Annotated in this window: 19 protein-coding genes and 2 tRNA genes; 11 read left to right on the top strand and 10 right to left on the bottom strand. The window is 65.7% G+C overall.

Annotation, left to right across the window (positions count from 1 at the left end):
* Positions 1 to 26: 26 nt before the first annotated feature.
* Positions 27 to 647, bottom strand: coding sequence for a winged helix DNA-binding protein (locus AC1DQR_RS20475; RefSeq protein WP_477133681.1), 621 nt, complete (start codon positions 645 to 647; stop codon positions 27 to 29).
* Between the two features lie 306 nt (positions 648 to 953).
* On the opposite strand from AC1DQR_RS20475, the gene AC1DQR_RS20470 reads away from it, so the two are divergent.
* From AC1DQR_RS20470 to pgi, 8 genes are all read left to right on the top strand, one after another.
* Positions 954 to 2297, top strand: coding sequence for an amidase (locus AC1DQR_RS20470; RefSeq protein WP_416048302.1), 1344 nt, complete (start codon positions 954 to 956; stop codon positions 2295 to 2297).
* A gap of 146 nt (positions 2298 to 2443) precedes the next feature.
* Positions 2444 to 3406 carry a TRAP transporter substrate-binding protein gene (locus tag AC1DQR_RS20465; RefSeq protein ID WP_174424553.1) on the top strand — a complete coding sequence of 321 codons (963 nt, stop codon included), beginning with the start codon at positions 2444 to 2446 and terminating at the stop codon, positions 3404 to 3406.
* A 169-nt stretch (positions 3407 to 3575) separates the two neighbouring features.
* Complete coding sequence (locus tag AC1DQR_RS20460) at positions 3576 to 4127, top strand: TRAP transporter small permease subunit (RefSeq protein ID WP_309405805.1); 552 nt, start codon at positions 3576 to 3578, stop codon at positions 4125 to 4127.
* Positions 4127 to 5437: a TRAP transporter large permease gene (locus AC1DQR_RS20455; RefSeq protein WP_253927291.1), complete on the top strand. Its 1311-nt coding sequence runs from the start codon at positions 4127 to 4129 to the stop codon at positions 5435 to 5437. Before AC1DQR_RS20460 ends, AC1DQR_RS20455 begins: the two co-directional genes overlap by 1 nt.
* 22 nt (positions 5438 to 5459) lie before the next feature.
* The gene (locus AC1DQR_RS20450) at positions 5460 to 6749 is read left to right on the top strand and encodes a D-amino acid dehydrogenase (RefSeq protein WP_477133680.1); all 1290 of its coding nucleotides are present in this window, start codon (positions 5460 to 5462) and stop codon (positions 6747 to 6749) included.
* A gap of 2 nt (positions 6750 to 6751) precedes the next feature.
* Positions 6752 to 8377: an NAD(P)H-hydrate dehydratase gene (locus tag AC1DQR_RS20445; protein WP_416048300.1), complete on the top strand. Its 1626-nt coding sequence runs from the start codon at positions 6752 to 6754 to the stop codon at positions 8375 to 8377.
* On the top strand, positions 8374 to 9327 hold the full coding sequence (locus tag AC1DQR_RS20440) for a DMT family transporter (RefSeq protein ID WP_477133679.1): 954 nt from the start codon (positions 8374 to 8376) through the stop codon (positions 9325 to 9327). The genes AC1DQR_RS20445 and AC1DQR_RS20440 overlap by 4 nt, the downstream gene beginning before the upstream one ends.
* Positions 9328 to 9565: 238 nt before the next feature.
* The gene (pgi, locus tag AC1DQR_RS20435; protein WP_416048298.1) at positions 9566 to 11200 is read left to right on the top strand and encodes a glucose-6-phosphate isomerase; all 1635 of its coding nucleotides are present in this window, start codon (positions 9566 to 9568) and stop codon (positions 11198 to 11200) included.
* 11 nt (positions 11201 to 11211) lie between these two features.
* On the opposite strand, the gene AC1DQR_RS20430 is transcribed toward pgi, so the two are convergent.
* On the bottom strand, positions 11212 to 11910 hold the full coding sequence (locus tag AC1DQR_RS20430; RefSeq protein ID WP_006160846.1) for an ABC transporter ATP-binding protein: 699 nt from the start codon (positions 11908 to 11910) through the stop codon (positions 11212 to 11214).
* Between AC1DQR_RS20430 and AC1DQR_RS20425 the strand changes: the two genes are divergently transcribed.
* Complete coding sequence (locus tag AC1DQR_RS20425) at positions 11909 to 12592, top strand: arylesterase (protein ID WP_416048297.1); 684 nt, start codon at positions 11909 to 11911, stop codon at positions 12590 to 12592. The two genes, AC1DQR_RS20430 and AC1DQR_RS20425, sit on opposite strands and share 2 nt — an antisense overlap.
* A gap of 72 nt (positions 12593 to 12664) precedes the next feature.
* Here AC1DQR_RS20425 and AC1DQR_RS20420 read toward each other — a convergent pair whose 3' ends face one another.
* From AC1DQR_RS20420 to mnmC, 8 genes are all read right to left on the bottom strand, one after another.
* Positions 12665 to 14614 carry a SurA N-terminal domain-containing protein gene (locus tag AC1DQR_RS20420; RefSeq protein ID WP_477133678.1) on the bottom strand — a complete coding sequence of 650 codons (1950 nt, stop codon included), beginning with the start codon at positions 14612 to 14614 and terminating at the stop codon, positions 12665 to 12667.
* Between the two features lie 245 nt (positions 14615 to 14859).
* Positions 14860 to 14936 (bottom strand) — tRNA-Asp (locus AC1DQR_RS20415).
* Between the two features lie 55 nt (positions 14937 to 14991).
* Positions 14992 to 15067, bottom strand: a tRNA-Val gene (locus AC1DQR_RS20410).
* A 283-nt stretch (positions 15068 to 15350) separates the two neighbouring features.
* The gene (lon, locus tag AC1DQR_RS20405) at positions 15351 to 17762 is read right to left on the bottom strand and encodes an endopeptidase La (RefSeq protein ID WP_043351692.1); all 2412 of its coding nucleotides are present in this window, start codon (positions 17760 to 17762) and stop codon (positions 15351 to 15353) included.
* Positions 17763 to 18011: 249 nt separating this feature from the next.
* On the bottom strand, positions 18012 to 19286 hold the full coding sequence (gene clpX, locus AC1DQR_RS20400; RefSeq protein ID WP_477133677.1) for an ATP-dependent Clp protease ATP-binding subunit ClpX: 1275 nt from the start codon (positions 19284 to 19286) through the stop codon (positions 18012 to 18014).
* 246 nt (positions 19287 to 19532) lie between these two features.
* The gene (gene clpP, locus AC1DQR_RS20395; RefSeq protein WP_043345919.1) at positions 19533 to 20183 is read right to left on the bottom strand and encodes an ATP-dependent Clp endopeptidase proteolytic subunit ClpP; all 651 of its coding nucleotides are present in this window, start codon (positions 20181 to 20183) and stop codon (positions 19533 to 19535) included.
* 73 nt (positions 20184 to 20256) lie between these two features.
* Positions 20257 to 21618, bottom strand: coding sequence for a trigger factor (tig, locus tag AC1DQR_RS20390; protein WP_416048296.1), 1362 nt, complete (start codon positions 21616 to 21618; stop codon positions 20257 to 20259).
* 223 nt (positions 21619 to 21841) lie between these two features.
* A complete protein-coding gene (gene mnmC, locus AC1DQR_RS20385; RefSeq protein WP_416048295.1) occupies positions 21842 to 23866 on the bottom strand; it encodes a bifunctional tRNA (5-methylaminomethyl-2-thiouridine)(34)-methyltransferase MnmC2/FAD-dependent 5-carboxymethylaminomethyl-2-thiouridine(34) oxidoreductase MnmC1 in 2025 nt (674 codons plus the stop codon).
* Positions 23867 to 24118: 252 nt separating this feature from the next.
* Between mnmC and AC1DQR_RS20380 the strand changes: the two genes are divergently transcribed.
* Positions 24119 to 24976, top strand: a complete 858-nt coding sequence (locus AC1DQR_RS20380) for a 23S rRNA (adenine(2030)-N(6))-methyltransferase RlmJ (RefSeq protein ID WP_043345913.1) — start codon at positions 24119 to 24121, stop codon at positions 24974 to 24976.
* Positions 24977 to 25134: 158 nt separating this feature from the next.
* Positions 25135 to 25791 (top strand): SOS response-associated peptidase, encoded by a 657-nt coding sequence (locus AC1DQR_RS20375; protein ID WP_477133676.1) that lies wholly within the window; start codon positions 25135 to 25137, stop codon positions 25789 to 25791.
* Positions 25792 to 25819: the final 28 nt, after the last annotated feature.

Below are 25819 nucleotides of genomic sequence, written 5' to 3'. Positions count from 1 at the left end.
GCCGGCCGCGCGCGGTGTGCTTGCTGCTACAGGGACGTTGCCGAGCGTGCGGCCTGCTCGTACAGGCCGGTCAGCACACGCAGCAGCCGTGCCAGCTCGCCGATCTCCACGTTCTCGGCACTGCCGGCGGAAAAATTGCTGGTCAGGCATTGCTCGCGGATCTCGCGGTAGCGCGCGCAGGCCTCGGTGCCGGCGGGGGTGGTGATGTAGGTGGCTTCCTTGCCGATGCGCTCGCCCTCCACCAGTGCCAGGCCCTGCAGCTTCTTGAGCGCGTAGGTGACCAGGTGGGTGTCCTCGACGTTGAGCACGAAGCAGATATCGGCGAGCCGCTTGGGGCGCGCCCGGTGGTTGACGTGATGCAGCACCAGCACGTCCAGGAAGGTCAGGTCGCGCACGCCGGAGGCGCCCATGCAGCGTACCACCCAGCGGCTGTAGGCGTTGTAGGCCGTGTTCAGGCCGAACTCGAACTCCGACAGCTCCGGGCTGCGCTCCGACACCAGGTGCGAAGACGAAACGATATTGGGGCCCGACGGATGCGCCAGCGCGCTGGCCGCAGATCTGGCGGGCGCTTGGCCACCCTCGGCTTGATCGGCTACTGGCTCGGTTGCTGGCTGAGTTGCTGGCTGAGTCGCTGGCTTACGCGCCATGTCTTCACTCCTTTCAGGGGTTGGTGTACGCATGGAACGACAAGGATGACTAGGTGTATCCCCGATGTCCCGGCCACCATATTTGGCTTGACAGTTTATTAACAAATTATGAGGATAAACACAAAATAAATCCAAGCAAAACATCGGGGATGTCACCGTGGATTCTGCACGAAAAAGGGGCGGGGAACGCGGGCTGCGCACTATCGCGGGGACGCGGACGTGCCCCGCCATGGGCTGGTTGCGCAGCGCGGACGCACTCGATAGACTCGATCGGCCCCCTCCTGAGCGCGACTGATCGCGAGCCCCATGCCCACGGATATCCATACATTACAGACAAAACTTCGCGATGGCGCGATCTCCCGCGCCGACGTGATCGCCCAGGCTGCGCAGCACGCGCAGCAGCCGGACGCGCACGCCGTGTTCCTGCACACCACCTTCGACACCGCCGCGCAGGTCGCCAAGGCCGCCGACGCGGCCTGCCGGGCGGGCAAGCCGCTGCATCCGCTGGCAGGCCTGCCGGTCTCGGTCAAGGACCTGTTCAACATCGCCGGCGAAGCCTCGCGCGCCGGCTCGCCGGTGCGCAGCGACGCGCTGGCGGCCACGGCCGACGCCACGGTGGTGCGCCGGCTGCGCGAGAGCGGCGCAGCGCTGGTCGGGCGCACCAACATGACCGAGTTCGCCTTCTCAGGCGTGGGCATCAACCCGCATTTCGGCACGCCGGTGAACCCCGCGGACAAGCAGGTCGCGCGCATTCCCGGCGGCTCGTCGTCGGGCGCCGCGGTGTCCGTGGCGCTGGGCCTGGCGGTGGCGGGGCTGGGCAGCGACACCGGCGGCTCCATCCGCATCCCGGCTGCCCTGTGCGGGCTGACCGGCTTCAAGCCGACCGCCCGGCGCGTGCCGCTGGATGGCGCCTTCCCGCTCTCCTATACGCTGGACACCGCCTGCGCCATGGCGCGCACGGTGCAGGATTGCGTGCTGGTGGACAGCGTGATCGCCGACCAGGCGGTGCTCCCCGTCATCAAGGCCGCGGCGGGTATCCGCCTGGCCATCCCGCGCCAGGTCCTGCTCGACGGACTCGATGACACGGTGGCGCGCGCGTTCGACCGTGCCCTCGGCCGGCTGTCCGCGGCCGGCGTACAGATCGAGCACATCGACCTGCCGGAGCTAGCCGAGCTGGCCAGCATCAACGCCGGCGGCGGATTCACCGCCGCCGAGGCGCATGCCATCCACCGCCATGTGCTGGCCACGCGGCGCGAGCAATACGATCCGCGCGTCGCCTCGCGCATCGACCGCGGCGCGGCCATGAGCGCGGCCGATTATGTGGACCTGATGCGCGCCCGCCTCGACTGGATCGCGCGCGTTGCGGCCCGCATCGAAGGCTTCGATGCCGTGGCCTGCCCCACCGTGCCGATGGTGGCGCCGCCGATCGCCCCGCTGGTGGCGGACGACGATTTGTTCTTCCGCACCAACGCCCTGCTGCTGCGCAATACGTCGGCGTTCAACTTCCTCGATGGCTGCTCCATCTCGCTGCCCTGCCACCAGCCGGACGAGTTGCCCGTGGGCCTGATGCTCTCGCACGGTGCACTGCGCGACGCGCAACTGCTGGGCACGGCAATTGCATTGGAATCCATCATCAAGCCGGCGGCCTGAGGCGCCGCGGCAAGGACAGAGGTAACCCGCGCCACCCCTGAGCCAGGTGGCGCGGGCAAGACGACTTCAGAACAAAAACCAAGACAGACGTAGCCGCAACGACCAACCAGGAGAGATCGATGCAAGGGAAGGCCACACTGAAGTGCATGTTGCTAGGCGGGGTGCTTGCCACCGCTGCCGTGATGACGTCGGCCGCGCGGGCGGATACCAAATGGGACCTGCCAACCGGCTACCCGGTGAGCAACCTCCACACCGAAAACCTGCAGCAGATGGCCACCGACGTGGAGAAGGCCACGGGCGGCAAGCTCAAGATCGTGATCCATCCCAACGGCTCACTGCTCAAGGCCAACGAGATCAAGCGCGGCGTGCAGACCGGCCAGGTGCAGATGGGCGAGATCCTCATGTCGCTGCTGGCCAACGAGAACCCGGTATTCGGCGTGGATGCCGTGCCCTTCCTGGCGACCAGCTACCAGGACTCCTACAAGCTGTGGCAGGCSTCGCGCGCGGTCACCGACAAGGTGCTGGACAAGCAAGGCATGAAGCTGCTGTACGCGGTGGCCTGGCCGCCGCAAGGCATCTACGCCAACAAGCCGATCAACACCGCGGCCGACATGAAAGGCCTGAAGTGGCGCGCGTATAACCCCGCCACCTCCAAGATCGCCGAACTGGTGGGCGCGCAGCCAGTGACCATCCAGGCCGCCGACCTGGCGCAGGCACTCGCCACCGGCACCGTCAATTCGTTCATGTCCTCGGGCGCCACGGGCGTGGATACCAAGGTCTGGGAGAGCGTGAAGTACTTCTACACCGTCGATGCCTGGCTGCCCAAGAACATGCTGGTGGTCAGCAAGAAGTCCTTCGCGGCGCTGGACAAGCCAACCCAGGACGCCCTGCTCAAGACGGTGGCCGAAGCCGAGAAGCGCGGCTGGCAGATCTCGGAGCAAAAGACGCGTGAATACCTGGCCGTGCTCGGCAAGAACGGCATGACGGTGCAGCCGCCCTCGCCCCAGTTGAAGCAAGACATGCAGAAGCTTGGCCAGGTGATGGTGGAAGACTGGGCCAAGGGCGCTGGCGACGACGGCAAGGCCATCCTGGACGCATACAAGAAGTAGGCGTTGCCGTCATTGCCGTTGTTGGCGCTGTAGTTGGCGCCGCAGTCAGTGCGCTAGCGAGAATCAAGCGATCCGTATCCGGCCACGGCGGCGTTGCACGCCGCCGTGGCCCTGCTGCCGCAAGCCTCCCGCGCCCTCTTTTTCACCGCATCAACCCTCCCCACTCGCCATGGAAGCCACTTCCGTCAACAAGCGCTGGCTGGACCGGCTGCTTGACCTGTTTGCCGTGCTCGGCGCGCTGTGCATCCTCGGGGTCTGCCTCATCATGATCCTGATGTCGTTCTCGCGCGAGACCACGTTCATCTTCAAGGGCGGCGACGATATCGTTGCGTGGCTGTGCGCCGCCTCCGCCTTTCTCGTACTCGGCCAGACCTTCCAGCACGGCGGCATCGTGCGCGTGGAAATGCTGCTGGAGGCCGTCAAGCCGCGCGTGCGCTGGTGGCTGGAGTTGATCTCGCTGACCATCTGCGCGGTGTTCGCCGCCTACGCGACCTGGGCCTTGTTCAGCTTTGCCTGGGCGAGCTGGGAGATCGGCGATGTGTCGCAGGGCCAGATCGTGGTGCCGCTGTGGATTCCGCAGAGCTTTGCGGTGCTGGGCTGCGCCGGCTTCATGCTGGCGGTGCTGGACGAACTGTTGCGCGTGGCGCGCAAGCAAAAGCCGCGCTACCAGCTGGCGCAGGAAGCCAAGCTGGCCGCCGGCGACTTCGGGGAGACCGTCTGATGAGCACCGTCCTGATTTCCCTGATCCTGCTGGTGGTGATGATCGGCTTCCTGGTCATCGGCGCGTGGATTCCCGTGGCCATTGCCGTCACCTCCTGGGTGGGGCTGGTGGTGTTTGCCGATCGCGATGCGCTGGTCAACCTGGCCAATGCGTGGTGGTCGTCCAGCGCATCGTATACGCTGGCCTCGCTGCCGCTCTTTGTGTGGATGGGCGAGATACTGTTTCGCACCAAGCTGTCCGAGCAGATGTTCAACGGGCTCTCGCCGTGGTTGAACTGGCTCCCCGGGCGCCTGATGCACGTCAACATCCTGGGCTGCGGCATCTTCGGCTCGGTGTCGGGCTCGTCTGCCGCCACCTGCGCCACCATCGCCAAGTCGGCGCTGCCCGAGCTGACCCGGCGCGGCTACGATGAGCGCGTGACGCTGGGCTCGCTGTCGTGCGCCGGCACGCTCGGCATCCTGATCCCGCCATCGATCACCATGGTGGTCTATGCGGTCTCGGCCGATGTGTCGATCATCCGCGTGTTCCTGGCTGGCTTTCTGCCCGGCCTGCTGCTGATGCTGCTGTTCTCCGGCTACATCGTGGTGTGGGCGCTGTCGAACCCGGACAAGACGCCGAAGGCGGAAGTCTTCAACTGGCGCTCGCGGCTCGCCTCGATCCGCCAGCTGATGCCGTGCATCGTGCTGATTGCCTTTATCACGTGGATCATGATCACAGGCTACTCCACCGCCACGGAAGCGGCCGCCTACGGCGTGGTGGCGTCGCTGGCGCTGGCGTGGGTGGGCGGCTCGCTCACACGCAAGGCGTTCTGGGAAAGCCTGATGTCGGCCACCCGGCTGACCGCCATGATCATGTTCGTGCTGGGTGCAACCTCGTTCCTGTCGGTGACCATGAGCTTTACGGGCATCCCGCGCGCGCTGGCGGAATGGGTGGCCTCGATGCACCTGTCGCCCTGGGCGCTGATCGCCGTGCTGACCGTGATCTACATCCTGCTGGGCACCGCGCTCGACGGCATTTCCATGATCGCGCTGACCACCGCCACCGTGCTGCCGATGGTGCAGGCCGCGGGCTTCGATCTGGTATGGTTCGGGATATTCATCGTGCTGCTGGTGGAGATCGCCGAGGTGACGCCACCTGTGGGGTTCAACCTGTTTGTGCTGCAGAGCATGACAGGCAAGGACAGTAACTACATAGCGCGGGTCTCGCTGCCGTTCTTCATGATGATGGTGGTGGCCATCGGCATCGTCACCGTGTGGCCGGAGATCGTCACCTGGCTGCCCGATGTGGTGATGCAAAAAGAGCTGAAGTAACTGAAGTAACCTACGGAGCGCCATGCATGTGATCGTCATCGGAGCCGGTGCCATCGGCGTGTGCTCCGCGTGGTACCTGCGCGAGGCTGGCTTCGACGTAACCGTGGTCGAGCGGCGCGCGGCGCCGGCGCAGGAGTCGAGCTTCGGCAACGCTGGCGTGATCGCGCCGGGCTATGTCACACCCTGGGCGGCGCCCGGCATGCCGGGCAAGGTGCTGCGCAACCTCTTCGCCAGCACCTCGCCCGTGCTGTTCCGGCCCAGCGCCGATCCGGCCATGTGGCGCTGGATCGCGCGCTGGCTGGGCGAGTGCACGCTGGAGCGCTACCGCATCAACAAGCTGCGCATGCAGCGCCTGGCCTTCTACAGCCGCGAATGCCTGCATGCGCTGCGCGGCCAGCTCCAGATCGACTACGAGCAATCTCAAGGCTACCTGCAGCTGTTCCGTACCCAGCGCGACCGGGATCTCGCCGAGCCGGCGCTGGCCCTGCTGCGCGAGCACAAGGTGCCGCACCGGCTGGTCGACGCCGACGGCTGCCGGCGCATCGAGCCTGGCTTGACCACCGACACGCCGCTGGCCGGCGGGCTGCACCTCCCCGAGGACGAATCCGGCAATTGCCCGATGTTCGTGCGCCGGCTGCGCGTGCTGGCCGAGGCTGCGGGCGTGCACTTTGTCATGGACAGCGACGCCAGCGCGCTGCGGCCGTTGCCGGGCGGCAAGCTCTCGCTTGACCTGCGCAGCACCGATGCCGGCGATGCCCGCAGCGCGCGCGAAACGCTCACCGCCGATCGCGTGCTGGTCAGTGCAGGCATAGCTAGCGCCGCACTGTTGCGCCCGCTGGGCCTGCGCATCCCCCTCTACCCTGTCAAAGGCTATTCCGCCACCGTGCAGGTCAGCGACGAGCTGCAGGCGCCACTAGGCGCGCTGATGGACGAGTCCTACAAGGTCGCCATCACCCGCATGGGCAACCGCTTGCGCATTGCCGGCACCGCCGAGCTCGGCTCGCGCAAGCTCGACCTGCGCCCCGCGGCCATCAACACCTTGCTCAAGGTGGCGCGCGACTGGTTCCCGGTTGCAGGCCACTATGGCACGGCCACGCTGTGGGCCGGCGCCCGCCCGATGCTGCCCGATGGCCCGCCGCTGATCGGCGCCACGGCCGTGCCCGGGCTGTACCTCAATCTGGGCCACGGCTCCACCGGCTGGGCGATGGCATGCGGCTCCGGGCGCATTGCCGCCGACCTGATCGCAGGCAATCGCCCTGGCATCGACCTGGATGGCCTGACCCCCGACCGCTACGGCTTAGGCCCACGCTGACCATGCAAAGCTCTGCCCCGACTTCTCCCACGCTGGCCGCTGCGCTGCCCGACGATGCCTGGCTGCCCCTGGACGCGGCAAGCGCCAGCGCGATCCCGCTGTACGACGTGGCGGCCGTCCGCCACATCGAAGCGGCCGCCATGGCCAGCCTGCCCGCCTTCGCGCTGATGTCCCGGGCCGGCGCCGCCGCGGCGGCGTGGCTGGCGCACCATGCGCCAGCGGGCCCGCTGCTGCTGCTGGCCGGCCCGGGCAACAACGGCGGCGACGCGCTGGTAGCCGCCACCCGCCTGCACCAGGCCGGGCGCCAGGTCCAGGTGTGGCTGACGGCCGAGCCCGATCGCCTGCCTGCCGACGCCGGGCGTGCCTGGCTGGAGGCGCGCGCGGCCGGCGTGATACTGCACGCCATGCCGGAATCCGCCTGCCATGGCACCCTGCCGCCGTTTCCCCCGGACACCTGCGCGCTGGTCGACGGCTTGTTCGGCATTGGCCTGAACCGCGCCGCCGATGGCTTCACGGCGCAGTGGATCGCGCACCTTGCCGAGTCCCGGCTGCCCGTGTTCTCGCTCGACATCCCGAGCGGGCTGTTCGCCGATACCGGCGCCGGCGCGCCGGCGGTACGCGCGCGCCGCACCCTCACCTTCATCGGTGCCAAGCCCGGCCTGCTCACGCTCGACGGGCGCGATTGCGCGGGCGAGGTCGATATCGCCCCGCTCGGCCTGCGCTACCCGCCGGCCCAGTCTGCCTGCGCCACGGTCAACGTGCCGGCGTCGTTTGCATCGGCGCTGCCCACGCGGCGCCATGCCACCAACAAGGGCACGTTCGGCTCGCTCGCCGTGATCGGCGGCGGCATCGGCATGACCGGCGCACCGCTGCTTGGCGCGCGTGCCGCGCAGCACCTTGGCGCCGGGCGCGTGCACATCGCTTTCCTGGCGCAGCCCGCGCCGCTGATCGACCCTGTGCACCCGGAGCTGATGCTGCACCCGATCGCGGAGATCGAGCTGACCAACATGTCCGCGCTGGTGATCGGCCCGGGCATGGGCACGGGCACGGCGGCGCGCAAGCAGCTGGCGCAGCTGCTGCAAGCCAGCGTGGCCGCCACCGAGCCGCCCGCGCTGGTGCTGGATGCCGATGCGCTGAACCTGCTGGCCGCGGACCCCGCGCTTGCCGCCATGCTTGGCGGCGGCCCGCCGGTGCGCGTGATGACGCCGCACCCGCTTGAAGCCGCGCGCCTGTCCGGCATCAGCGTGGCCGAGATCCAGCGCGACCGCCTGGCGGCGGCGCGCTCGCTGGCGGCCCAGTGGCAGGCCGTGGTCGTGCTCAAGGGCTCGGGCACGGTGATCGCGTCGCCGCCGGATGCGCTTGGCAGCGTGTCGCTATCGATCAACCCGACCGGCAATGCCGGCCTGGCCACCGCCGGCACCGGCGACGTGCTCGCCGGCATGATTGGCGCCCTGCTGGCCCAAGGCATGCCGGCGCTGCAGGCCGCGCAGGCCGCGGTCTGGCTGCACGGGCGCGCCGCCGACCACCTGGTGGCGCAGGGCACCGGCCCCGCCGGCCTGACCGCGAGCGAGCTCTACCTGCCGGTGCGCGACCTGTTCAATGCCCTGCTGCGGGCGCAGCAGGCATGACGAAGGCAACGGATGGCGGCGCCCGCCTGCGGGCCGCCAGCGGCTCGCCGGCCCGGCGCCAGCTGCTTACCGGCGTGGCCCTGCTGGTGCTCGGCCAATGGATCCTCAGCCTGCTGGATGCCAGCAGCAAGACGCTAACCCAGCAGGGCCTGCCGGTGGTGGGCGTGGCGTGGGTACGCTACGTGGGCCATGTGGCCGCCATCTTCCTGCTGCTCGGGCCGGTGCGTTTCCGCCAGCAATGGCGCCCCGTGAAACCGGGCCTGCAGTGGTTGCGCGGGGGGATGATGCTGGTCTCCACGCTGGTGTTCTTCAGCGTGCTCAAGCTGATGCCGCTGGCCGAGGCCACGGCGCTGAATTTCTGCGCGCCGCTGTTCGTGGTGGCGTTGTCGCCCTGGCTGCTCGGCGAGCGCCCGAGCGCGCATGCGCGTGTCAGCCGCTGGAGCGGCGTGGCAATCGGCTTCATTGGCATGCTGATCGTGGTGCGCCCCGGCGGCGAGCTGAGCGGGGCCGGCATTACGCTGGGCTTGTTGTCGGCACTGGTGTTCGCGCTGATGCAGATGCTGACGCGGCGCATCGCCGCGCATGACGCGCCCATGACCACCTTGATCCAGAGCGGCGTGACCGGCGCAGCCCTGACCACGCTGCTGGTGCCCTTCTTCTGGTTCGAAGCGGCACCCACGCCGCTGCAAGCCGTGCTCCTGCTGAGCACCGGCATCACCGGCTCGATTGGCCACTATTTTGTGATTCGCGCGTTCCAGTACGCCGACGCGTCATTCCTCAGCCCCTTCCTCTACCTGCAGATCCTGTCGGCGACGACCATCGGCTACCTGGCGTTCGGCCAGTTGCCGGACTGGATCACCGCGCTCGGCGTGGCGGTGATCTGCGTTGGCGGGGTGTGCGTGGCGGGGGGCGAGTCAGCGCTGCGGGCGATCGCGCGCCGGCCCGGCTGACGGGAGAACAGCGCCAGCGCGCGAAGGAATGCGCTTGGCGATCGATCCCCTCGGAAGCACTAATGCCGTCTTTTGCCGCCAAAACGCCGAGTCGTGCCAGATGGGCGCGTTATACTTGAGAGGCTCCTGACCGTCGCGCAAGGCCAGCCGGGCTGGCTGCCGGGGAGCAATGATATCTAGCCGAAAAACCAAGCTTGAAACGGTACTTCCGCGCTGTCCTTCAAAGATTTCCGTACGCATGCCCACAGACCTCCACGCCTGGCACTCACTTCTGCAACACCACGACGCCATTCGCGAAACGCCGATGCGCGAGTGGTTTGCCGCCGGCTCCGCGGAACAACGCGTCGAGCAGTTTTCGCTGGAAGCCGCAGGCCTGTATCTCGATTACTCCAAGAACCGCATCACGCCGCAGACCATGGCATTGCTGATGCAACTGGCGGATGAAGCCGGCGTGCCGAAACGCCGCGATGCCATGTTTGCCGGCGACCACATCAACGCCACCGAGGACCGCGCGGTCCTGCACATCGCGCTGCGCGCCGGCGCCGGCGCAGCGTTCAAGGTTGACGGCAAGCCTGTCATGCCCGCCATCCACGCCGTGCTGGACCGCATGCGCGTGTTCTCGCAGCGCGTGCGCAGCGGCGACTGGACCGGCTTCACCGGCAAGCGCATCACCGACGTCATCAACATCGGCATCGGCGGCTCGGACCTGGGCCCGCGCATGGTGTGCCGCGCGCTCTCGCACCTGGCCGGCAACGGCCCACGCATGCATTTCGTCTCCAACGTGGACGGCACCGAACTGGCCGAATGCCTGGACCGGCTCGACCCCGAGCAAACCCTGGTGATCGTCTGCTCCAAGACCTTCACCACGCTAGAGACCATGGCCAACGCCTGCAGCGCGCGCCAGTGGTTCCTCGACAAAGGCGTGGCCCAGGACCAGCTGGCCAGCCATTTTGCCGCGGTGTCGACCAATGTGGAGGCGGTGCGCGCCTTCGGCATCGACCCGGCGCACATGTTCGAGTTCTGGGACTGGATCGGTGGGCGTTTCTCGCTGTGGTCCTCGGTCGGGCTGTCGATTGCGCTGGCGGTGGGCTTCGATGCATTCGAAGACCTGCTGATCGGTGGCCGCGCCATGGATGCGCATTTCAGCAGCGCGCCGCTGGCGCAGAACATGCCGGTGGTGCTGGGCATGCTCGGCATCTGGTACCGCAACTTCTTCGGCATGCCGACCAGTTGCATGGCGCCGTATTCCACCTCGCTCGAATTGTTCCCTGCCTTCCTGCAGCAACTGGAGATGGAGAGCAACGGCAAATCGGTGCAGCTTGACGGCCGCCACGTGCGCGCCCATACCGCGCCGGTGGTCTGGGGCTCCGCCGGCACCAACGGCCAGCACGCCTATTTCCAGCTGATCCACCAGGGCTCGCAGATCGTGCCGGTGGATTTCGTGGCGCCGCTGCGGCCGCCGCGCCTGCTGCCCGGCCATCACGCCAAGCTGCTGGCCAATTGCTTTGCCCAGGCCGAGGCGCTGATGCTCGGGCGCACGGCCGAGGAACTGCGCGCCACGGGCCTCACCGACGAGATCCGTATCGCCCACATGGTGTTCGAGGGCAACCGGCCGAGCAACACGCTGCTGATGGAAGACATCACGCCGCATACCCTCGGCGCGCTGATCGCGCTCTACGAACACCGCACCTTCGTGCAAGGCGTGGTCTGGAACATCAACTCGTTCGACCAATGGGGCGTGGAACTCGGCAAGATACTGGCCAAGCCGATCGAGGGCGAACTTAACCATGCGGCAAGTGCCGCCGCCGGGCAGCACGATGCATCGACCGGCAGCCTGATTGCGCGCGCGCGCGCGGCGCTCGGCAACACCTGACGCAGCGGTTATCAAACCGGCGCGGTCATCCACTCGTCGCTGGCGACCCGGCCGGCTTCGATGGTCAGGATGCGCCCACAGCGGGCCGCCACGGAGCGATCGTGCGTGACCAGCACCAGGGTGGAACCGGCATCGCGGTTCAGCTCGAACATCAGCGCAATGACGGCCTCCCCGGTGGCCGTATCCAGGCTCCCGGTAGGCTCGTCGGCAAAGAGAATGTCGGGACGGGCCACAAACGCCCGCGCCAGCGCCACGCGCTGCTGCTCCCCACCAGAGAGCGTGCGCGGATAGTGGGAAAGGCGCCCGCTCAGCCCCACGCGGGCCAGCATGTCGGCGGCGCGCTCGCGCACGCCCGCGGTCTCTCCGCGCAACTCCAGCGGCAGCATGACGTTTTCCAGGGCGCTCAGGTGCCCGACCAGCTGGAACGACTGGAACACAAAGCCCACATGGCGTCCGCGCTGCGCAGCCCGCTGGTCTTCGTCGAGCTGGAACAGGTCCTGCCCGTTGAGCTTGACGGTGCCTGTCGTGGGCAGGTCCAGACCCGCCAGCAAACCCAGCAGGGTGGATTTGCCCGAGCCGGATGCGCCCACAATGGCCAGCGTTTCGCCGGGCGTGACGGAAAACGACACGTCGTGCAAAATCGTCAGCGAACCTGTCGTGTCGGCTACGGTCTTTCCTAATGACTCGACTGCAAGAATGGATGAAGACATGAGCAAGAAGTTCTGGTGCGGTTGGCGAAAGCTGGCGCTGGCGGTATGCGTGACCACGCTGCTGCCCGCGATGGTGCCGGCCACGGCGTCGATGGCGCGTGCGGCAACGCCCGCCATCCTGGTGCTGGGCGACAGCCTGTCCGCTGAGTATGGGCTGGCCCGCGATGCAGGCTGGGTCAAGCTGATGGAGGCGCGTCTGCGGGCGGAACGTTTCGATTATAACGTCGTGAATGCCAGCATCAGCGGCGAGACCACGGTGGGCGGCAAGACGCGCTTGCCCGACCTGCTGGCAACGCACCATCCGGCCGTGGTCATCGTGGAACTGGGCGCTAACGATGCCTTGCGCGGCCTGCCGCTGCAGACCACCGAGGCCAACCTGCGCAGCATCGTCACCAGCGCGCAGCAGGCCAAGGCCAGCGTGCTGCTGGTGGGCATGCGGATCCCGCCCAACTACGGGCCGGACTACACCGAGCGGTTCTTCTCGCTCTACCCCAAGCTGGCCAGCGAGTACAAGGTCCGGCTGGTGCCCTTCCTGCTGGAGCAGGTGATCGCCAAGCCAGAGTGGTTCCAGGCGGACCGCCTCCATCCCACGGCGCAGGCGCAGGGCGCATTGCTCGATACCGTCTGGCCGCAGCTCAAGCCCTTGCTGAAGACGCCAGCGGCCAAGACAGCTACCCGCTAGTTGTCCGCGGCTTTGCCATAAAGAGAAAGGCGCCCGAAGGCGCCTTTCTCTTTATGGCTGCGAGCGGCAGTATTACTGCGCGCCAGCACCGCTGGCCGGACCCGCTTCCGTGGTGGTAGCGGGCTTGAGCAGCTTCACCTTGGCCCGGTCCTTCAGGCCTTCGTAGAAGGCTTCCAGCTGGCTCTGGCCCAGCATCTGGCCCAGTTGCTGCGCCTCGCCCTGGCGCTGCGCGGCATCCGCCTGCGCAGGCTGGCTGACCTTGCCAATGCGATAGATCGCGTAGCCGTCGGCGCCCAGGTCCACGCCGACATACGCGGGCAGCTTGGCGGTATCGGCACGCATGACGGCTTCCACCGCCTTCGGTGCCAGGCCGTCGGCCTTGGCGCGCGAGACCGTTACCGGTGCGCCGAAGCCGTCGGCGCCGCCGCTCTTCTTCAGTGCTTCGAGACGTTCCGCGCCCGCCTTGGCGGCAAGCTCGGCTGCCTGCTGCGCGATATAGCCTTCACGCACCTTGGCCTGCACGTCTTCGAACTTGCGCACCGTGGCCGGGCGGTAGTCGACGATACGCGCCGCCACCAGCGTGGTGGGGCCAACCTGCACGGCCTCGGTGTTGCGCTTGTTCTTGACGGACTCATCGCTGAACAGCGCCTTGAGCAGCTTCTCGTTATTGAGCGGGTTTTGCGCGCCCAGGGCCGGGTTCGGCTGGCGGGTCACGTTGTCGGCACTCTGGATCGTCAGCTTGAACTTGTCGGCGGCCGGCTTGAGGCTGTCGGACTGCTCATAGACCGTATTGCCAAACGTGTCGGCCAGTTCGGTGTACTTCTTGGCGGCGAGTTGCTTGCGCAACTCCGCTTCCAGCTCGGTACGGACCTGATCAAGCGGCTTGGTCTCGGCCGGCTTGATGCCGGTGAGCTTGATGATGTGATAGCCGTAGTCGGTCTCGACCACGTCGCTGATCTGGCCATCCTTGAGCGCGTACATCGCGTCTTCGAACGGCTTGACCAGCGCGCCACGGCCCATGAAGCCGAGGTCGCCGCCCTTCTCCGCCGAGCCCGGGTCCTGCGATTGCTTGCGGGCCACGTCGGCAAACGTCTCGGGATGCTTGCGCAGGTCCTCGAGCAGCTTGGTGGCTTTTTCCTTGGCAGCCTGTCGCTCTGCGGCCGAGGCTTCCTTGGGCGAGCCGATCAGGATGTGGCTGGCGCGGCGCTGCTCGTCGGTGCGAAAGCGCGCGATGTTGCTGTCGTAGTAGGACTTGAGCTCTTCGGGCGTGACCGGCGTCGTCGCGGCCAGCGCGTCGGCCGACAGCACCAGGTATTCGACCTTGGCTTGCTCGGGCACCGAGAACGCCGCCTTGTGGCCTTCGTAGTAGGCCTTCAGCGCAGCGTCATCCGGATTGACCTTGGCGGTGAAATCAGCCGCCTTGATTTGCAGCGCCTGCACGTCGCGCTGCTGGTCGCGAATGGCAATCAAGCGGTCCAGCAAGGACTTCGGCACGAAGGCGGTAGCGCCAACCGAGCTACTGAGCTGCTGGGTGGCCAGGTCAAAACGCATGCGGGCATCGAACTGCTCCGGCGTCATGCCTTGCTGGGCCAGCAGGCCGACATAGGCCTTGTCGTCGATCGTGCCGTCTTTCTTCTTCGGCAACTGGGCTATGGCGGGAATGCTGCTGATCGTCTCGAGCAGGCGTTCGTTGGAAACGGTCAGGTGCTTCTTGGCCACCTCATCCGCTACCACGCGCTGCAGGATCAGCTGGTCGAGCACCTGCTGGCGTGCCTGCGCGCCTTCGAACTGGCGCGGGTCGTAGTTCGTGCCAAGCATCTGGCGCATGCGCTCGCTCTGGTCACGTACCACGTTATCCACTTCTTGCGCGGTGATAGCGCGGCCGTCGACCTTGGCGAGGTCGTGCGAGCTGTCCATGAAACGCGAGTAGCTCTCCACGCCGAAGAACACAAACGACGGGAAGACAAGCACCAGCAGCAGCAAAAGCATCAAGCGCCGGTTGTTGCGTACGAAATCAAGCATGCTGACTCAGGAAAAGGGTTGTACGAACGGCAAACTCCGGGATTCTATCAGGAGCGGCAGGCTTCACGCGATTTGCAGCCCTGCGGCGCAATTGGCGAGCCATATCTGCCCTTGCCGGGCGGGTGCTGCGGGACACTGCAAGCCGGAGCCGGTTTGATCAAGAACGGAGCGCGGAATTGGTCAAGCGATGTGATGCGCAAAAAGCAAAACGGGCCACTAGGGGCCCGTTTTGCTGACTGCTTGTTTGGCGGAGTGGACGGGACTCGAACCCGCGACCCCCGGCGTGACAGGCCGGTATTCTAACCAACTGAACTACCACTCCTGAATCGGTGTTGCAGGATGCATCAGTGTGTCGGGCTTGTCTTGCGGCAGGAGCGTGGTGGGTGCTGAGGGGCTCGAACCCCCGACCTACGCCTTGTAAGGGCGCCGCTCTACCAACTGAGCTAAGCACCCGCTCGTACCGCAGCCGCACTGCATGCTGCAAGCATCGCCGCGCACATATCAGAGTAATTACTGCTGTTTGCGTTGCGAGGGCGCAAGTGTAATACAGCCTTTGGCGTTTTGCCAAGTAGTCTTCGCAGACATTTTTACAGGCCGGAGAATGCACCTGCACGTTGTGCAAAGTGGCACGAAATAAACGGCGGAACGGGAGACAGAATAGAAAAACGCCGCGGGGGACACCCGCGGCGTTTTTCACGCGCTGCCAGCAAGCTACGGCAGCATCAGCGAGACATCATCAGTGATGAATCATCTCGACCTTGGCAGCGCCCTTGTCCGCCACATCGGCAGGCTTGGCCACTTCTTCAGGCAGAGGCTCGGGCTTGCGCTCGAGCGCGAGTTCCAGGACCTTGTCGATCCAGCGCACCGGGACGATCTCGATGGCGTTCTTGACGTTGTCCGGAATCTCCGCGAGATCCTTCACGTTCTCTTCGGGGATCAGCACCAGTTTGATACCGCCGCGATGCGCCGCGAGCAGTTTCTCCTTGAGGCCACCGATCGGCAGGACTTCGCCGCGCAGCGTGATCTCGCCGGTCATGGCCACGTCAGCGCGCACCGGAATGCCCGTGAGCACCGACACCAGCGCCGTGGTCATCGCACCGCCTGCCGAAGGGCCATCCTTGGGGGTGGCGCCTTCAGGCACGTGGATGTGGATGTCGCGCTTCTCGAACATCTCGTCCGTAATGCCCAGACGACGTGCCCGCGAGCGCACCACCGAACGTGCTGCCTCGACCGACTCCTTCATCACGTCGCCCAGCGAACCGGTGCGGGTGATGTTGCCCTTGCCCGGCATGATCGCGGCTTCGATGGTCAGCAGATCGCCGCCCACTTCCGTCCACGCCAGCCCGGTCACCTGGCCTACCTGGTTTTCCTTGCCGGCCAGGCCGAAGTCGTACTTGCGCACGCCAAGGAACTTGTCCAGGTTCTCGGACGCGACCTTGACCGTGCCCGTTTCCTTCTTGAGCAGCAGCAGCTTCACCACCTTGCGGGCGATCTTCGACACTTCGCGCTCGAGCGAACGCACACCCGCTTCCCGCGTGTAGTAGCGAATGATGTCGCGCAGGGCGTCTTCGTTCACTTCCATCTCGCCGGGCTTCAGGCCATTGTTCTTGATCTGCTTGGGCAGCAGGTAGCGCTGGGCGATGTTGACCTTTTCTTCCTCGGTGTAACCCGACAGGCGGATCACTTCCATCCGGTCCAGCAACGGAGGCGGAATGTTGAGCGAATTGGAGGTCGCCACGAACATCACATCGGACAGGTCGAAATCGACCTCGATGTAATGGTCCTGGAACGTGTGGTTCTGCTCCGGGTCCAGCACTTCGAGCAATGCCGACGACGGATCGCCGCGGAAATCCATGCCCATCTTGTCGATTTCATCGAGCAGGAAGAGCGGATTGCGCACGCCGACCTTGGCCAGGCTTTGCAGGATCTTGCCGGGCATCGAGCCGATGTACGTACGACGGTGGCCACGGATCTCGGCCTCGTCGCGCACGCCGCCCAGCGCCATGCGCACGAACTTGCGGTTCGTGGCACGCGCGACAGACTGCCCGAGTGAAGTCTTGCCCACGCCAGGGGGCCCAACGAGGCACAGGATCGGCGCCTTCACCTTGTCCACGCGCTGTTGCACTGCAAGATACTCAAGGATGCGTTCCTTGACCTTCTCGAGACCGTAGTGGTCTTCATCCAGCACGCGCTCGGCGTTGGCGAGGTCGTTGTTGACCTTGCTCTTCTTGCGCCACGGCAGGTTGACCAGCGTGTCGATGTAGTTGCGCACGACCGTGGCTTCCGCCGACATCGGCGACATCAGCTTGAGCTTCTTGAATTCGGCGTCGGCCTTTTTCTTGGCTTCCTTCGGCATGCGCGCAGCCTTGATGCGCTTGTCGAGTTCTTCCAGGTCAGCGCCTTCTTCGCCCTCGCCCAGTTCCTTCTGGATGGCCTTGACCTGCTCGTTGAGGTAGTACTCGCGCTGGCTCTTCTCCATCTGGCGCTTGACGCGGCCACGGATGCGCTTTTCCACCTGCAGGATGTCGATCTCGCCTTCGAGCTGCGACAGCAGGCTCTCCAGGCGTTCGGTGACATTCACCATCTCCAGGATCTTCTGCTTCTGCTCGAGCTTGATCGGCAGATGCGCGGCGATGGTGTCGGCCAGGCGACCCGGCTCGTCGATACCCGACAGCGACGTCAGGATCTCGGGCGGGATCTTCTTGTTCAGCTTTACGTACTGGTCGAATTGCGACACGATGGCGCGGCGCAGCGCCTCCGTCTCGGCGGTCTCGACCGGGCCCGGCGGCACGGGCACGGCTTCGCACATGAAGTGCGATTCGTCTTCGCTCACTTCGCGGATATTCGCGCGCTGCGTGCCTTCCACCAGCACCTTGACGGTGCCGTCGGGCAGCTTGAGCATTTGCAGGATGTTGGCGATGCAGCCCACCTCATAGAGGTCGTCAGCGGTCGGCTCATCCTTGGCCGCCGTTTTCTGGGCCACAAGCATGATGCTTTTGCCCGCCTCCATCGCAGTTTCCAGCGCCTTGATGGACTTCGGACGTCCCACGAACAGTGGGATCACCATGTGCGGAAACACCACCACGTCGCGCAGCGGCAACAGTGGCAAGCGGATCGGCTCAGCCGGGAGGAGTTGTGTTCCGGACATCATTTTCCCCAGTCAGTCATTTAGGCGTAAATTGGGTCTCATGAATCGATTGCAAGACATCCTTTGCACGCGATTCGATGCTAGTTGCAAAATGCTGCTCCCCGCACTTGCAAGACCCGTCCAAACAGCATACCCCCGTTTCCTCCCCTTCGTTTTACGAAAATGAAGAAAAAAAGCCGCTCGCTTTTCGCGAACGGCCTCTCAGGACTCGCTGCCGGCCTGGCATCGTCATAAGCGCCGGCGTTCGCGTCAGTTCGAACCAGCCACCTTAGGCTGTTCCTCGTACATCAGCAACGGCGGAGCATCCCCGGTGATGGTGTTCTCATCGATCACCACCTTTTGCACGCCCTTGTAGTTAGGCAGGTCGTACATCACATCCATCAGCGATTGTTCGAGAATCGAACGCAGGCCACGTGCACCGGTCTTGCGGCGGATTGCCTTGCGGGCAATCGCGGAGAGCGCGGCCGGGCAGATTTCCAGCTCAACGCCTTCCATCGCCAGCAGCTTCTGGTACTGCTTGATCAGCGCGTTCTTCGGCTCGACCAGGATCTGCATCAGCGCGGCTTCGTCCAGCTTGGCCAGCGTAGCCACTACCGGGAGGCGGCCGATCAGTTCCGGGATCAACCCGAACTTGATCAGGTCTTCCGGCTCGACCTGCGGCAGCACTTCGCTGGCCTCGCGCTCTTCCTTGCTCTGCACCTGCGCGGCAAAACCGATACCGGTCTTGTCCGAACGCTGCATGATGACCTTTTCGAGGCCGTCGAACGCACCGCCGCAGATAAACAGGATGTTGGTGGTATCCACCTGCAGGAAGTCCTGGTTCGGGTGCTTGCGGCCGCCTTGCGGAGGCACCGAAGCCATGGTGCCTTCGACCAGCTTCAGCAGGGCCTGCTGCACACCTTCACCGGAGACATCGCGGGTGATGGACGGGTTGTCGGATTTGCGCGAGATCTTGTCGATCTCATCAATGTAGACAATGCCGCGCTGTGCCTTTTCCACCTCGTAGTTGCAGTTCTGCAGCAACTTCTGGATGATGTTTTCCACGTCCTCGCCGACATAGCCGGCTTCGGTCAACGTGGTGGCATCAGCGATCACGAACGGCACATTGAGCAGGCGCGCCAGCGTTTGCGCCAGCAGCGTCTTGCCCGAACCGGTGGGGCCGATCAGCAGGATGTTGCTCTTGGACAACTCGACGTCGTCCTTCTTGCCGAGGTGCTTCAGGCGCTTGTAGTGGTTGTACACCGCTACGGCCAGGATCTTCTTGGCCTGCTCCTGCCCGATCACGTATTGATCCAGGCTTTCGCGGATCTCGTGCGGGGTGGGGAGATCGGACTTGGCCGTGGCCCCCGCGTCCTTGTCGGATGCAGCAGCCTCGTCGCGGATGATCTCGTTGCACAGGTCGATGCATTCGTCGCAAATGAACACCGACGGGCCCGCGATGAGCTTCTTTACCTCGTGCTGGCTCTTGCCGCAGAACGAGCAGTAAAGGAGCTTCTCGCTGGATGAACCTTTTTTATCCGCCATAGGAATCAGTCACATTAGCAGTGTGCGTGCCGCAGTGCCGGAGCGCTGCGGGGATACGCTTCAAACGCATCATACGCCAAAAAAAATGGCGCGGCGGGTAGACCCCCAAGCTGTGGGGCAAAAGCAAAAAACGAGGCACAAGGCCTCGTTTCTGTATAGCCTTCTTCATTGCGGCCGCGCGGCGATACCCGAAGGATCGCCACCCGGCCCCTGCCCGGCCCGCCTTGCGGCAGCCGGGCCGGCCTGTCAGGCACGGCGGGCGAGCACCTTGTCGATCAGGCCGTAGTCCACTGCCTGCTCGCCGCTCATGAAATTGTCGCGATCGGTATCGCGGGCAATCTTGTCGACCGGCTGGCCGGTGACTTCCGACAGGATCGTGTTGAGCCGCTCGCGCAGGTACAGGATCTCGCGGGCCTGGATCTCGATGTCCGAGGCCTGGCCGCGCGCACCGCCCAGCGGCTGGTGGATCATGATGCGTGAGTTGGGCAGCGCCGAACGCTTGCCCTTGGCGCCAGCCGACAGCAGGAAGGCACCCATGCTGGCTGCCATGCCCATGCACAGCGTGGCCACGTCCGGCTTGACGAACTGCATGGTGTCGTAGATGGCAAGGCCAGCCGACACCGAGCCACCCGGCGAGTTGATGTAGAGCGAGATATCCTTGTCGGGATTTTCGCTTTCCAGGAACAGCAACTGGGCGACCACCAGGTTAGCGGTCTGGTCGTTGACTTCGCCGACCATGAAAATCAGRCGCTCCTTCAACAGGCGCGAATAGATGTCATAGGCGCGCTCGCCCCGACCGGACTGCTCAACCACCATCGGCACCAGCCCCAGTCCCTGCGTTTCCAGGGCGGAGGCCTGCGTGGTGGCCAGACGGTCAAGCAAATCATTGCGGGTCATGCAAGTTCTCCTGGAGTTCGGTAAGAGACAAGGCTGCGGCCAACGCGCCACGCGCGCCGGCCACGAGCCAGGCTCAGGCCTGCTGAGGCTGGTTGTTGCCTTCGGCAGTCAGTTCCTCGAAGGACACCGTCTTGTCGGTGACCTTGGCCTTGTCGCACACGAAATTTACCACGTTGTTTTCGAGCACGTAGGCCTCCATCTCGGCCAGGCGCTGCTGGTCACCGTAGTACCAGCGCATGACTTCCTTCGGGTCTTCGTAGCTCTTGGCGAAGTCTTCGATCTCGGCCTTGATCTGGTCTGCCTTGGCGTCCAGGCCGTGCGCCTTGACGATCTCGGCCAGGATCAGGCCCAGCTTGACGCGGCGCTCAGCTTGCTGCGTGAACATTTCGGCCGGGATGGGCATGTCCTTGGCGTTCGGCATGCCGCGTTGCTCCAGGTCGCGACGAGCCATTTCCACCAGGCGCTCCTGGTCTTGCTCGATCAGGGCCTTCGGCACTTCCAGCTCGCTCGCCTTCAACAGCGCGTCCATGACCTGGTCCTTCAGCATGGCGTGCGTGCGGCGCTTGACTTCGCGCTCGAGGTTTTCGCGGATGTCGGCGCGCATCTTCTCGACGCTGCCGTCGGCGACGCCCAGCGACTTGGCGAACTCGTCGTTGACTTCCGGCAGGTGCGCCCACTCGATCTTCTTGAGCGTGACGGTGAACTCGGCCGTCTTGCCGGCCACGTCCTTGCCGTGATAGTCCTCGGGGAACGCCAGCGGGAAGGTCTTGCTTTCGCCAACCTTCAGGCCCAGTGCAGCTTGCTCGAACTCGGGCAGCATGCGGCCTTCGCCCAGCACGAAGGCGAAGTCGTCAGCCTTGCCACCGGGGAATTCCACGCCGTCGATCTTGCCGACGAAGTCCAGGGTCACGCGGTCGCCGTTCTGGGCGGCCACTTCCGCACCGCCGTCGCCGTGCTCGCCGGCTTCGCCACGGGTGTGGTAGTGCACGCGCTGCTTGCGCAGGATGTCGATGGTCTTGTCGACTTCGGCATCGGTGATTTCGGTCTTGGTGCGGGTCACTTCGGCGCCAGCCAGGTCACCCAGCTTGACTTCCGGATAGACCTCGAAGGTCGCGTCGAAGGCCACTTCATCTTCGCTCACGCCGTCGGTCTTGACTTCGAACTTCGGCTGGCCGGCAACCTTGACGTCTTGTTCTTTGGTGATGTCGAAGAACTTGCGGGCAGCCTTGTCGAAGCGCACTTCGAACTCGACTTGCTGGCCGTATTGCTTCTCGACCATCTTCATCGGTACCTTGCCGGGACGGAAACCGGACATCTTCACCGTCTTCGACAGGCGAACCAGACGTTCCAGCTTTTCCTTTTCGACTTCGGCCTTGGGAATGGCCAGGGTCACCTTGCGGTCCAGTTTGCCAAGGTTTTCAATGACATTCGACATGGTCGTTGATCCAATCCAGAGTGTTGTTGTGTTCGTAAGCGCACCCCGCTCGCGTGCCCGAGAAGACACAGGCAAAGCGACGGCTAATGCCGATACCCGGCACGCAAACCGCGTCGCACGCAGGACACGCGCAAAAACTGGCGTTTCCAGAGCATCCGGGCGCAGGTCCACGCAAACGGAAAACGGGCATTATCGCACGGTTTTCATTCGGTTCCGGCAGTTTTTACCCGGGAACCGGCTCGGCGGGCACATCGCCGCTTGCCACGGTCCCCTGGCGCAAGGCGCGCACCAGCAGGCGCGCCGGATCGATGGCCTCGGCCAGTTCGAGCTCGAGCGGCAATGGCTCCCCTTCGATCTGGCTGGCCAGCAATTCCGCCCCCAATGCGGCCCATGTGAGGCCGCGCGAGCCATATGCAAGTGCCGCGTAAAGCCCCGGCAGCCGAGGGATATCCCTTAGGCGTGCCCCGCTGAGCGCCGCGGCGTCCCGCGCCGCCTGGGCCTCGTCGGCCACGCGGCCGATCAGCGGCAGGCGGTTGTGCGAGACGCTGCGCACGCCCACATACCCTTTGAGCGTTGCCGGATCCAGGCTGGCTGCCGTGCCGGCAAGCGCCGGCAGCAACCCGGCGAGCCGGGCGAGGTTCTCGGCGTGCACCGCGGGGCGCTCGTCCAGCGCGCCGGATTCCTGTGCATCCGGCTCGTAGCTGGAACCGATGCGCGCGGTGCCGTCCGCGGCGCGCGGCAGCAGGTAGCCGGTGCCGGTGACCACGCAATCGGGCCATCGCCCAAGGCGCGCCAGTTCTGCCGGCTCCAGCGTGGTGAGCTGGCCGCGCACCCGGTCGATCGTCATATGGCGCAGCGCGAGCAAGCGCAGCGCCTCGTACGCGTTGGCCACGACCACCACCGGCGCCGCGGCCATGACCATGCCCGCCTCATCCAGCGCCTGCCAGCCATCCGCCACACGCGCCAGCCGCGCAACGCGGCTGCCATAGCGCGCCGTTACCGCCGTCCCGGCCCGCGCCAGCTGCGCGCGGCAGATCTCGGGCGGCGGCGCCCAGCCGCCCTGCCCGAACCACAGCCCGCCGTGGGGCACCGGCGCGCCATGCCGGCTGGCCGCCTCCTCGGCGCTCATCCACCGCGCGAACGCTTCCGGAAAACCCAGGGCGGCAAGAGCCGCCTGCTGGATATCCGCGTCCTCCACGCCCGCACCGGTCTGCAGCACGCCGCAGCCCTGCCAGCCGGGCGCATGTCCCGCCGCCGCCAGCGCCGCCCAGGTCCGCAGGGCCAGCAGGTTGCCGGCGCGCGACAGGCGCGACAGGACGCTGTCATCCGAGGACAAGTGCGGATGCATGGCGGCGGCACGGTGGGCTGAGGTCAGCTGCGCCGGGCCGTCATGGGCATCGAACAAGGTCACGCGCCAGCCACGCGCGGCCAGCCGCTCCGAGACCGCGCAGCCGGCCAGGCCCGCGCCGATGACGATCGCGTGCCGCTCAGGCCACGCGGCGGCGGATGGCGGCGGCTGCCGCCGCGTACCGCGCATGACAGGGAAGCGCGCCACGGTCATCAGTGGCTCTGAGCCATATCCCGGCACAGAGCTGACCGCGAAGCCGGCGGCTTGCAAACCCCGCTGGAAGACGATGTCCGCCACGTGCGTGGCTAGCGTGGCTTCCGGGCGGGCCAGCCGGGCCAGCCGCTTCATCAATGGCGGCTGCCACATATCAGGGTTGCGCGCAGGCGAAAAACCGTCCAGGTAAAACGCATCCGCGCCCAGCACCAGCCGCGGCAGCATGGCGTCGATATCGCCAAACGCCAGCGTCAGCGCAACCGCCCCGCCCTCGAATTCCAGCCGGTGCAGGCCGGGCAGCGCCAGCGGCCACGCGGTCCTCAGCTCGGCGGCCAACGGCATGAGCGCCGCCTGCGCGCCAAAGCTGGCATGCATCGCGGCAAGCCCCTCGCTCGTCAACGGATGCTTCTCGATCGACACAAAGTGGAGCCGCCGGCAACGCTTGGGATCGTCTCGCCATGCCTGCCAGGTTGCCAGGAAGTTCAGCCCCAACCCGAAGCCGGCCTCCAGAATCACGAACTGGTCGCGCCCACCCCAGGCCTGCGGCAAGCCGTTGCCGGCAAGGAAGACGTGACGGGCTCGCTCCAGGCTATCCTCGTTACCTTGATAGGCCTCGTCGTAGCGCGGCGAGTATGGCAAGCCTGAGGCAGAAAAAGCGGGCTCGGCGAGATCTAGGCTGCGGGACATGGACAAGGCAACAAGGTGACAAGAGTCGGGAGAATGGGAAGTGCGCAGGACCGTCAGACGCGCAATGCATTGGAAGTGCATTTGGACCGGAGGATGGCGAAGGAGCCGGCAATCGGCAATTGCCCGCCAGGCGCGCCCTCCGGCATGCCGCCGGCCCGCCCCAAAGCCTGGCGATGGTAGCATAGCGCCCTGTGCCGCCGGCCCCTCCAGGCCGGCACCTGCACGCCCCGCACGCCCTTTTCCCGCCTCGCCATGCTCAGCTACCGTCACGCCTTCCACGCCGGCAACCACGCCGATGTTCTCAAACACGCCATCGTGGTCCAGTTGCTGGAGCAGTTGAGCCAGAAAGACAAGCCCTTCTGGTACATCGACACGCACGCTGGCGCCGGGCTGTACGCGCTCGATCACGCCTACGCGCAGAAAAAGGGCGAGTTCGAGACCGGCATTGCCAGGCTGTGGCAAGCCGCCGCCGCCAAGCGGCCCATGCCGACGCTGGTCGAGGATTACCTGGAGCAGGTACGCACGCTGAACCCGGACGGCAACCTGAAGCACTACCCCGGCTCGCCCTGGCTCGCCTGGCAGATGCTGCGCGACGCGGACCGCCTGCGCCTGTTCGAGATGCACAGCACCGAAATCCAGGTGCTGCGCGACAACTTCCGTGGCGCCGGCCGCCGCGTCATGCTGTACGACGGCGACGGCTTCACCGGCATCAACGCCATCCTGCCCCCGCCGCCGCGCCGCGCGCTGGTGCTGATCGACCCCTCATACGAGGACAAGCAGGACTACGGCCGCGTGGTGCGCAGCCTGCAGGATTGCCTGCAGCGCTTTGCCACCGGCATGTACGCGATCTGGTATCCCGAAGTGCAGCGCCGCGAATCCGTGCAGTTGCCGGTGCAGCTGAAGAAGCTGCCGCTCAAGAGCTGGCTGCACGTCACCCTGCGCGTCAAGCACCCGGTCGCTGGCGGGCTGGGCCTGCATGGCAGCGGCATGTTCATCGTCAACCCGCCGTGGCGCTTGAAGGAAACCCTGGAGGCAGCCATGCCCGCCCTGGTGACGATGCTGCGCCAGGACGACGGCGCCGGCTTCACGCTGGAAGCGCAGGAAAGCTGATCTTCGCGCCGGCCGGGCCGCGCTCGGTTGCGTACCTCACGCAACCGCATCGGCTCAGCAATCCGCGGGCGTTCGCCCGCACCGGGCTTTGGCCCTTCCCCACCCATACTCCATACTGGTTAATCCCATTAGCAAGCGGCGCCCGCTGGAGGCAGCCCATGTGCATCAACTACGCACCCGCGCAGGCCGGCCTGCTGCGCGACGTATTTGGCGTCACCCGCCCAGCGCAGGAATGGCCGCCGGAAACGTGGCCCGACTATGCGGCGCCGCTGCTCGTCTCGGACCATGATGGCCAGCGGCAATGCCTGGTCGCTACCTTCGGCATGGTCCCCAGGAAACGCATTCCACCGGGCGTGGCGAAGTTCGACACCACGAACGCGCGCTCGGAATCGGTGGCCGAAAAACGCACCTTCTCCGCCGCCTGGAAGAACGGCCAGTTCTGCCTGGTGCCAGCGGATTGCTTCTACGAGCCCGACTACGAAACCGGTAAGGCGGTGCGCTGGCGCATCCGGCTCAAAGACGCCGCGCCCATGGCGATCGCGGGGCTCTGGCGCGCGTGGCCAGGCGAAGCTGGCCAGCAGGCCTTCAGCTTCACCATGCTGACCATCAACTCGGATCGCCACCCGTTGATGCGCCGCTTCCATGCGCCGGGCAAGGAAAAAAGGATGATCGTGATCGTGCCGCCCACCGATTGGGACGATTGGCTGAACTGCCGGGATACGGAACTGGCGCGTAGTTTCCTGCGCCCCTATGCCGCGGACAAGATGGCGGCGGAACCCGCACCGCTGCCGCCTCGCACGGCAAAGGCCTCGTGACGGGCGGGCGCCCCTCACGATCGGAACC

Source organism: Cupriavidus sp. 05L411, assembly GCF_056398045.1.
This window is presented reverse-complemented; position numbering and strand designations above follow the sequence as displayed.

What these genes read in the sequence shown, in the direction of transcription:
- AC1DQR_RS20475 (WP_477133681.1), bottom strand. Translation starts at nt 647, where the DNA reads ATGGCGCGTAAGCCAGCGACTCAGCCAGCAACTCAGCCAGCAACCGAG.
- AC1DQR_RS20470 (WP_416048302.1), top strand. Translation starts at nt 954, where the DNA reads ATGCCCACGGATATCCATACATTACAGACAAAACTTCGCGATGGCGCG.
- AC1DQR_RS20460 (WP_309405805.1), top strand. Translation starts at nt 3,576, where the DNA reads ATGGAAGCCACTTCCGTCAACAAGCGCTGGCTGGACCGGCTGCTTGAC.
- AC1DQR_RS20455 (WP_253927291.1), top strand. Translation starts at nt 4,127, where the DNA reads ATGAGCACCGTCCTGATTTCCCTGATCCTGCTGGTGGTGATGATCGGC.
- AC1DQR_RS20450 (WP_477133680.1), top strand. Translation starts at nt 5,460, where the DNA reads ATGCATGTGATCGTCATCGGAGCCGGTGCCATCGGCGTGTGCTCCGCG.
- AC1DQR_RS20445 (WP_416048300.1), top strand. Translation starts at nt 6,752, where the DNA reads ATGCAAAGCTCTGCCCCGACTTCTCCCACGCTGGCCGCTGCGCTGCCC.
- AC1DQR_RS20440 (WP_477133679.1), top strand. Translation starts at nt 8,374, where the DNA reads ATGACGAAGGCAACGGATGGCGGCGCCCGCCTGCGGGCCGCCAGCGGC.
- pgi (WP_416048298.1), top strand. Translation starts at nt 9,566, where the DNA reads ATGCCCACAGACCTCCACGCCTGGCACTCACTTCTGCAACACCACGAC.
- AC1DQR_RS20425 (WP_416048297.1), top strand. Translation starts at nt 11,909, where the DNA reads ATGAGCAAGAAGTTCTGGTGCGGTTGGCGAAAGCTGGCGCTGGCGGTA.
- AC1DQR_RS20430 (WP_006160846.1), bottom strand. Translation starts at nt 11,910, where the DNA reads ATGTCTTCATCCATTCTTGCAGTCGAGTCATTAGGAAAGACCGTAGCC.
- AC1DQR_RS20420 (WP_477133678.1), bottom strand. Translation starts at nt 14,614, where the DNA reads ATGCTTGATTTCGTACGCAACAACCGGCGCTTGATGCTTTTGCTGCTG.
- lon (WP_043351692.1), bottom strand. Translation starts at nt 17,762, where the DNA reads ATGTCCGGAACACAACTCCTCCCGGCTGAGCCGATCCGCTTGCCACTG.
- clpX (WP_477133677.1), bottom strand. Translation starts at nt 19,286, where the DNA reads ATGGCGGATAAAAAAGGTTCATCCAGCGAGAAGCTCCTTTACTGCTCG.
- tig (WP_416048296.1), bottom strand. Translation starts at nt 21,618, where the DNA reads ATGTCGAATGTCATTGAAAACCTTGGCAAACTGGACCGCAAGGTGACC.
- mnmC (WP_416048295.1), bottom strand. Translation starts at nt 23,866, where the DNA reads ATGTCCCGCAGCCTAGATCTCGCCGAGCCCGCTTTTTCTGCCTCAGGC.
- AC1DQR_RS20380 (WP_043345913.1), top strand. Translation starts at nt 24,119, where the DNA reads ATGCTCAGCTACCGTCACGCCTTCCACGCCGGCAACCACGCCGATGTT.
- AC1DQR_RS20375 (WP_477133676.1), top strand. Translation starts at nt 25,135, where the DNA reads ATGTGCATCAACTACGCACCCGCGCAGGCCGGCCTGCTGCGCGACGTA.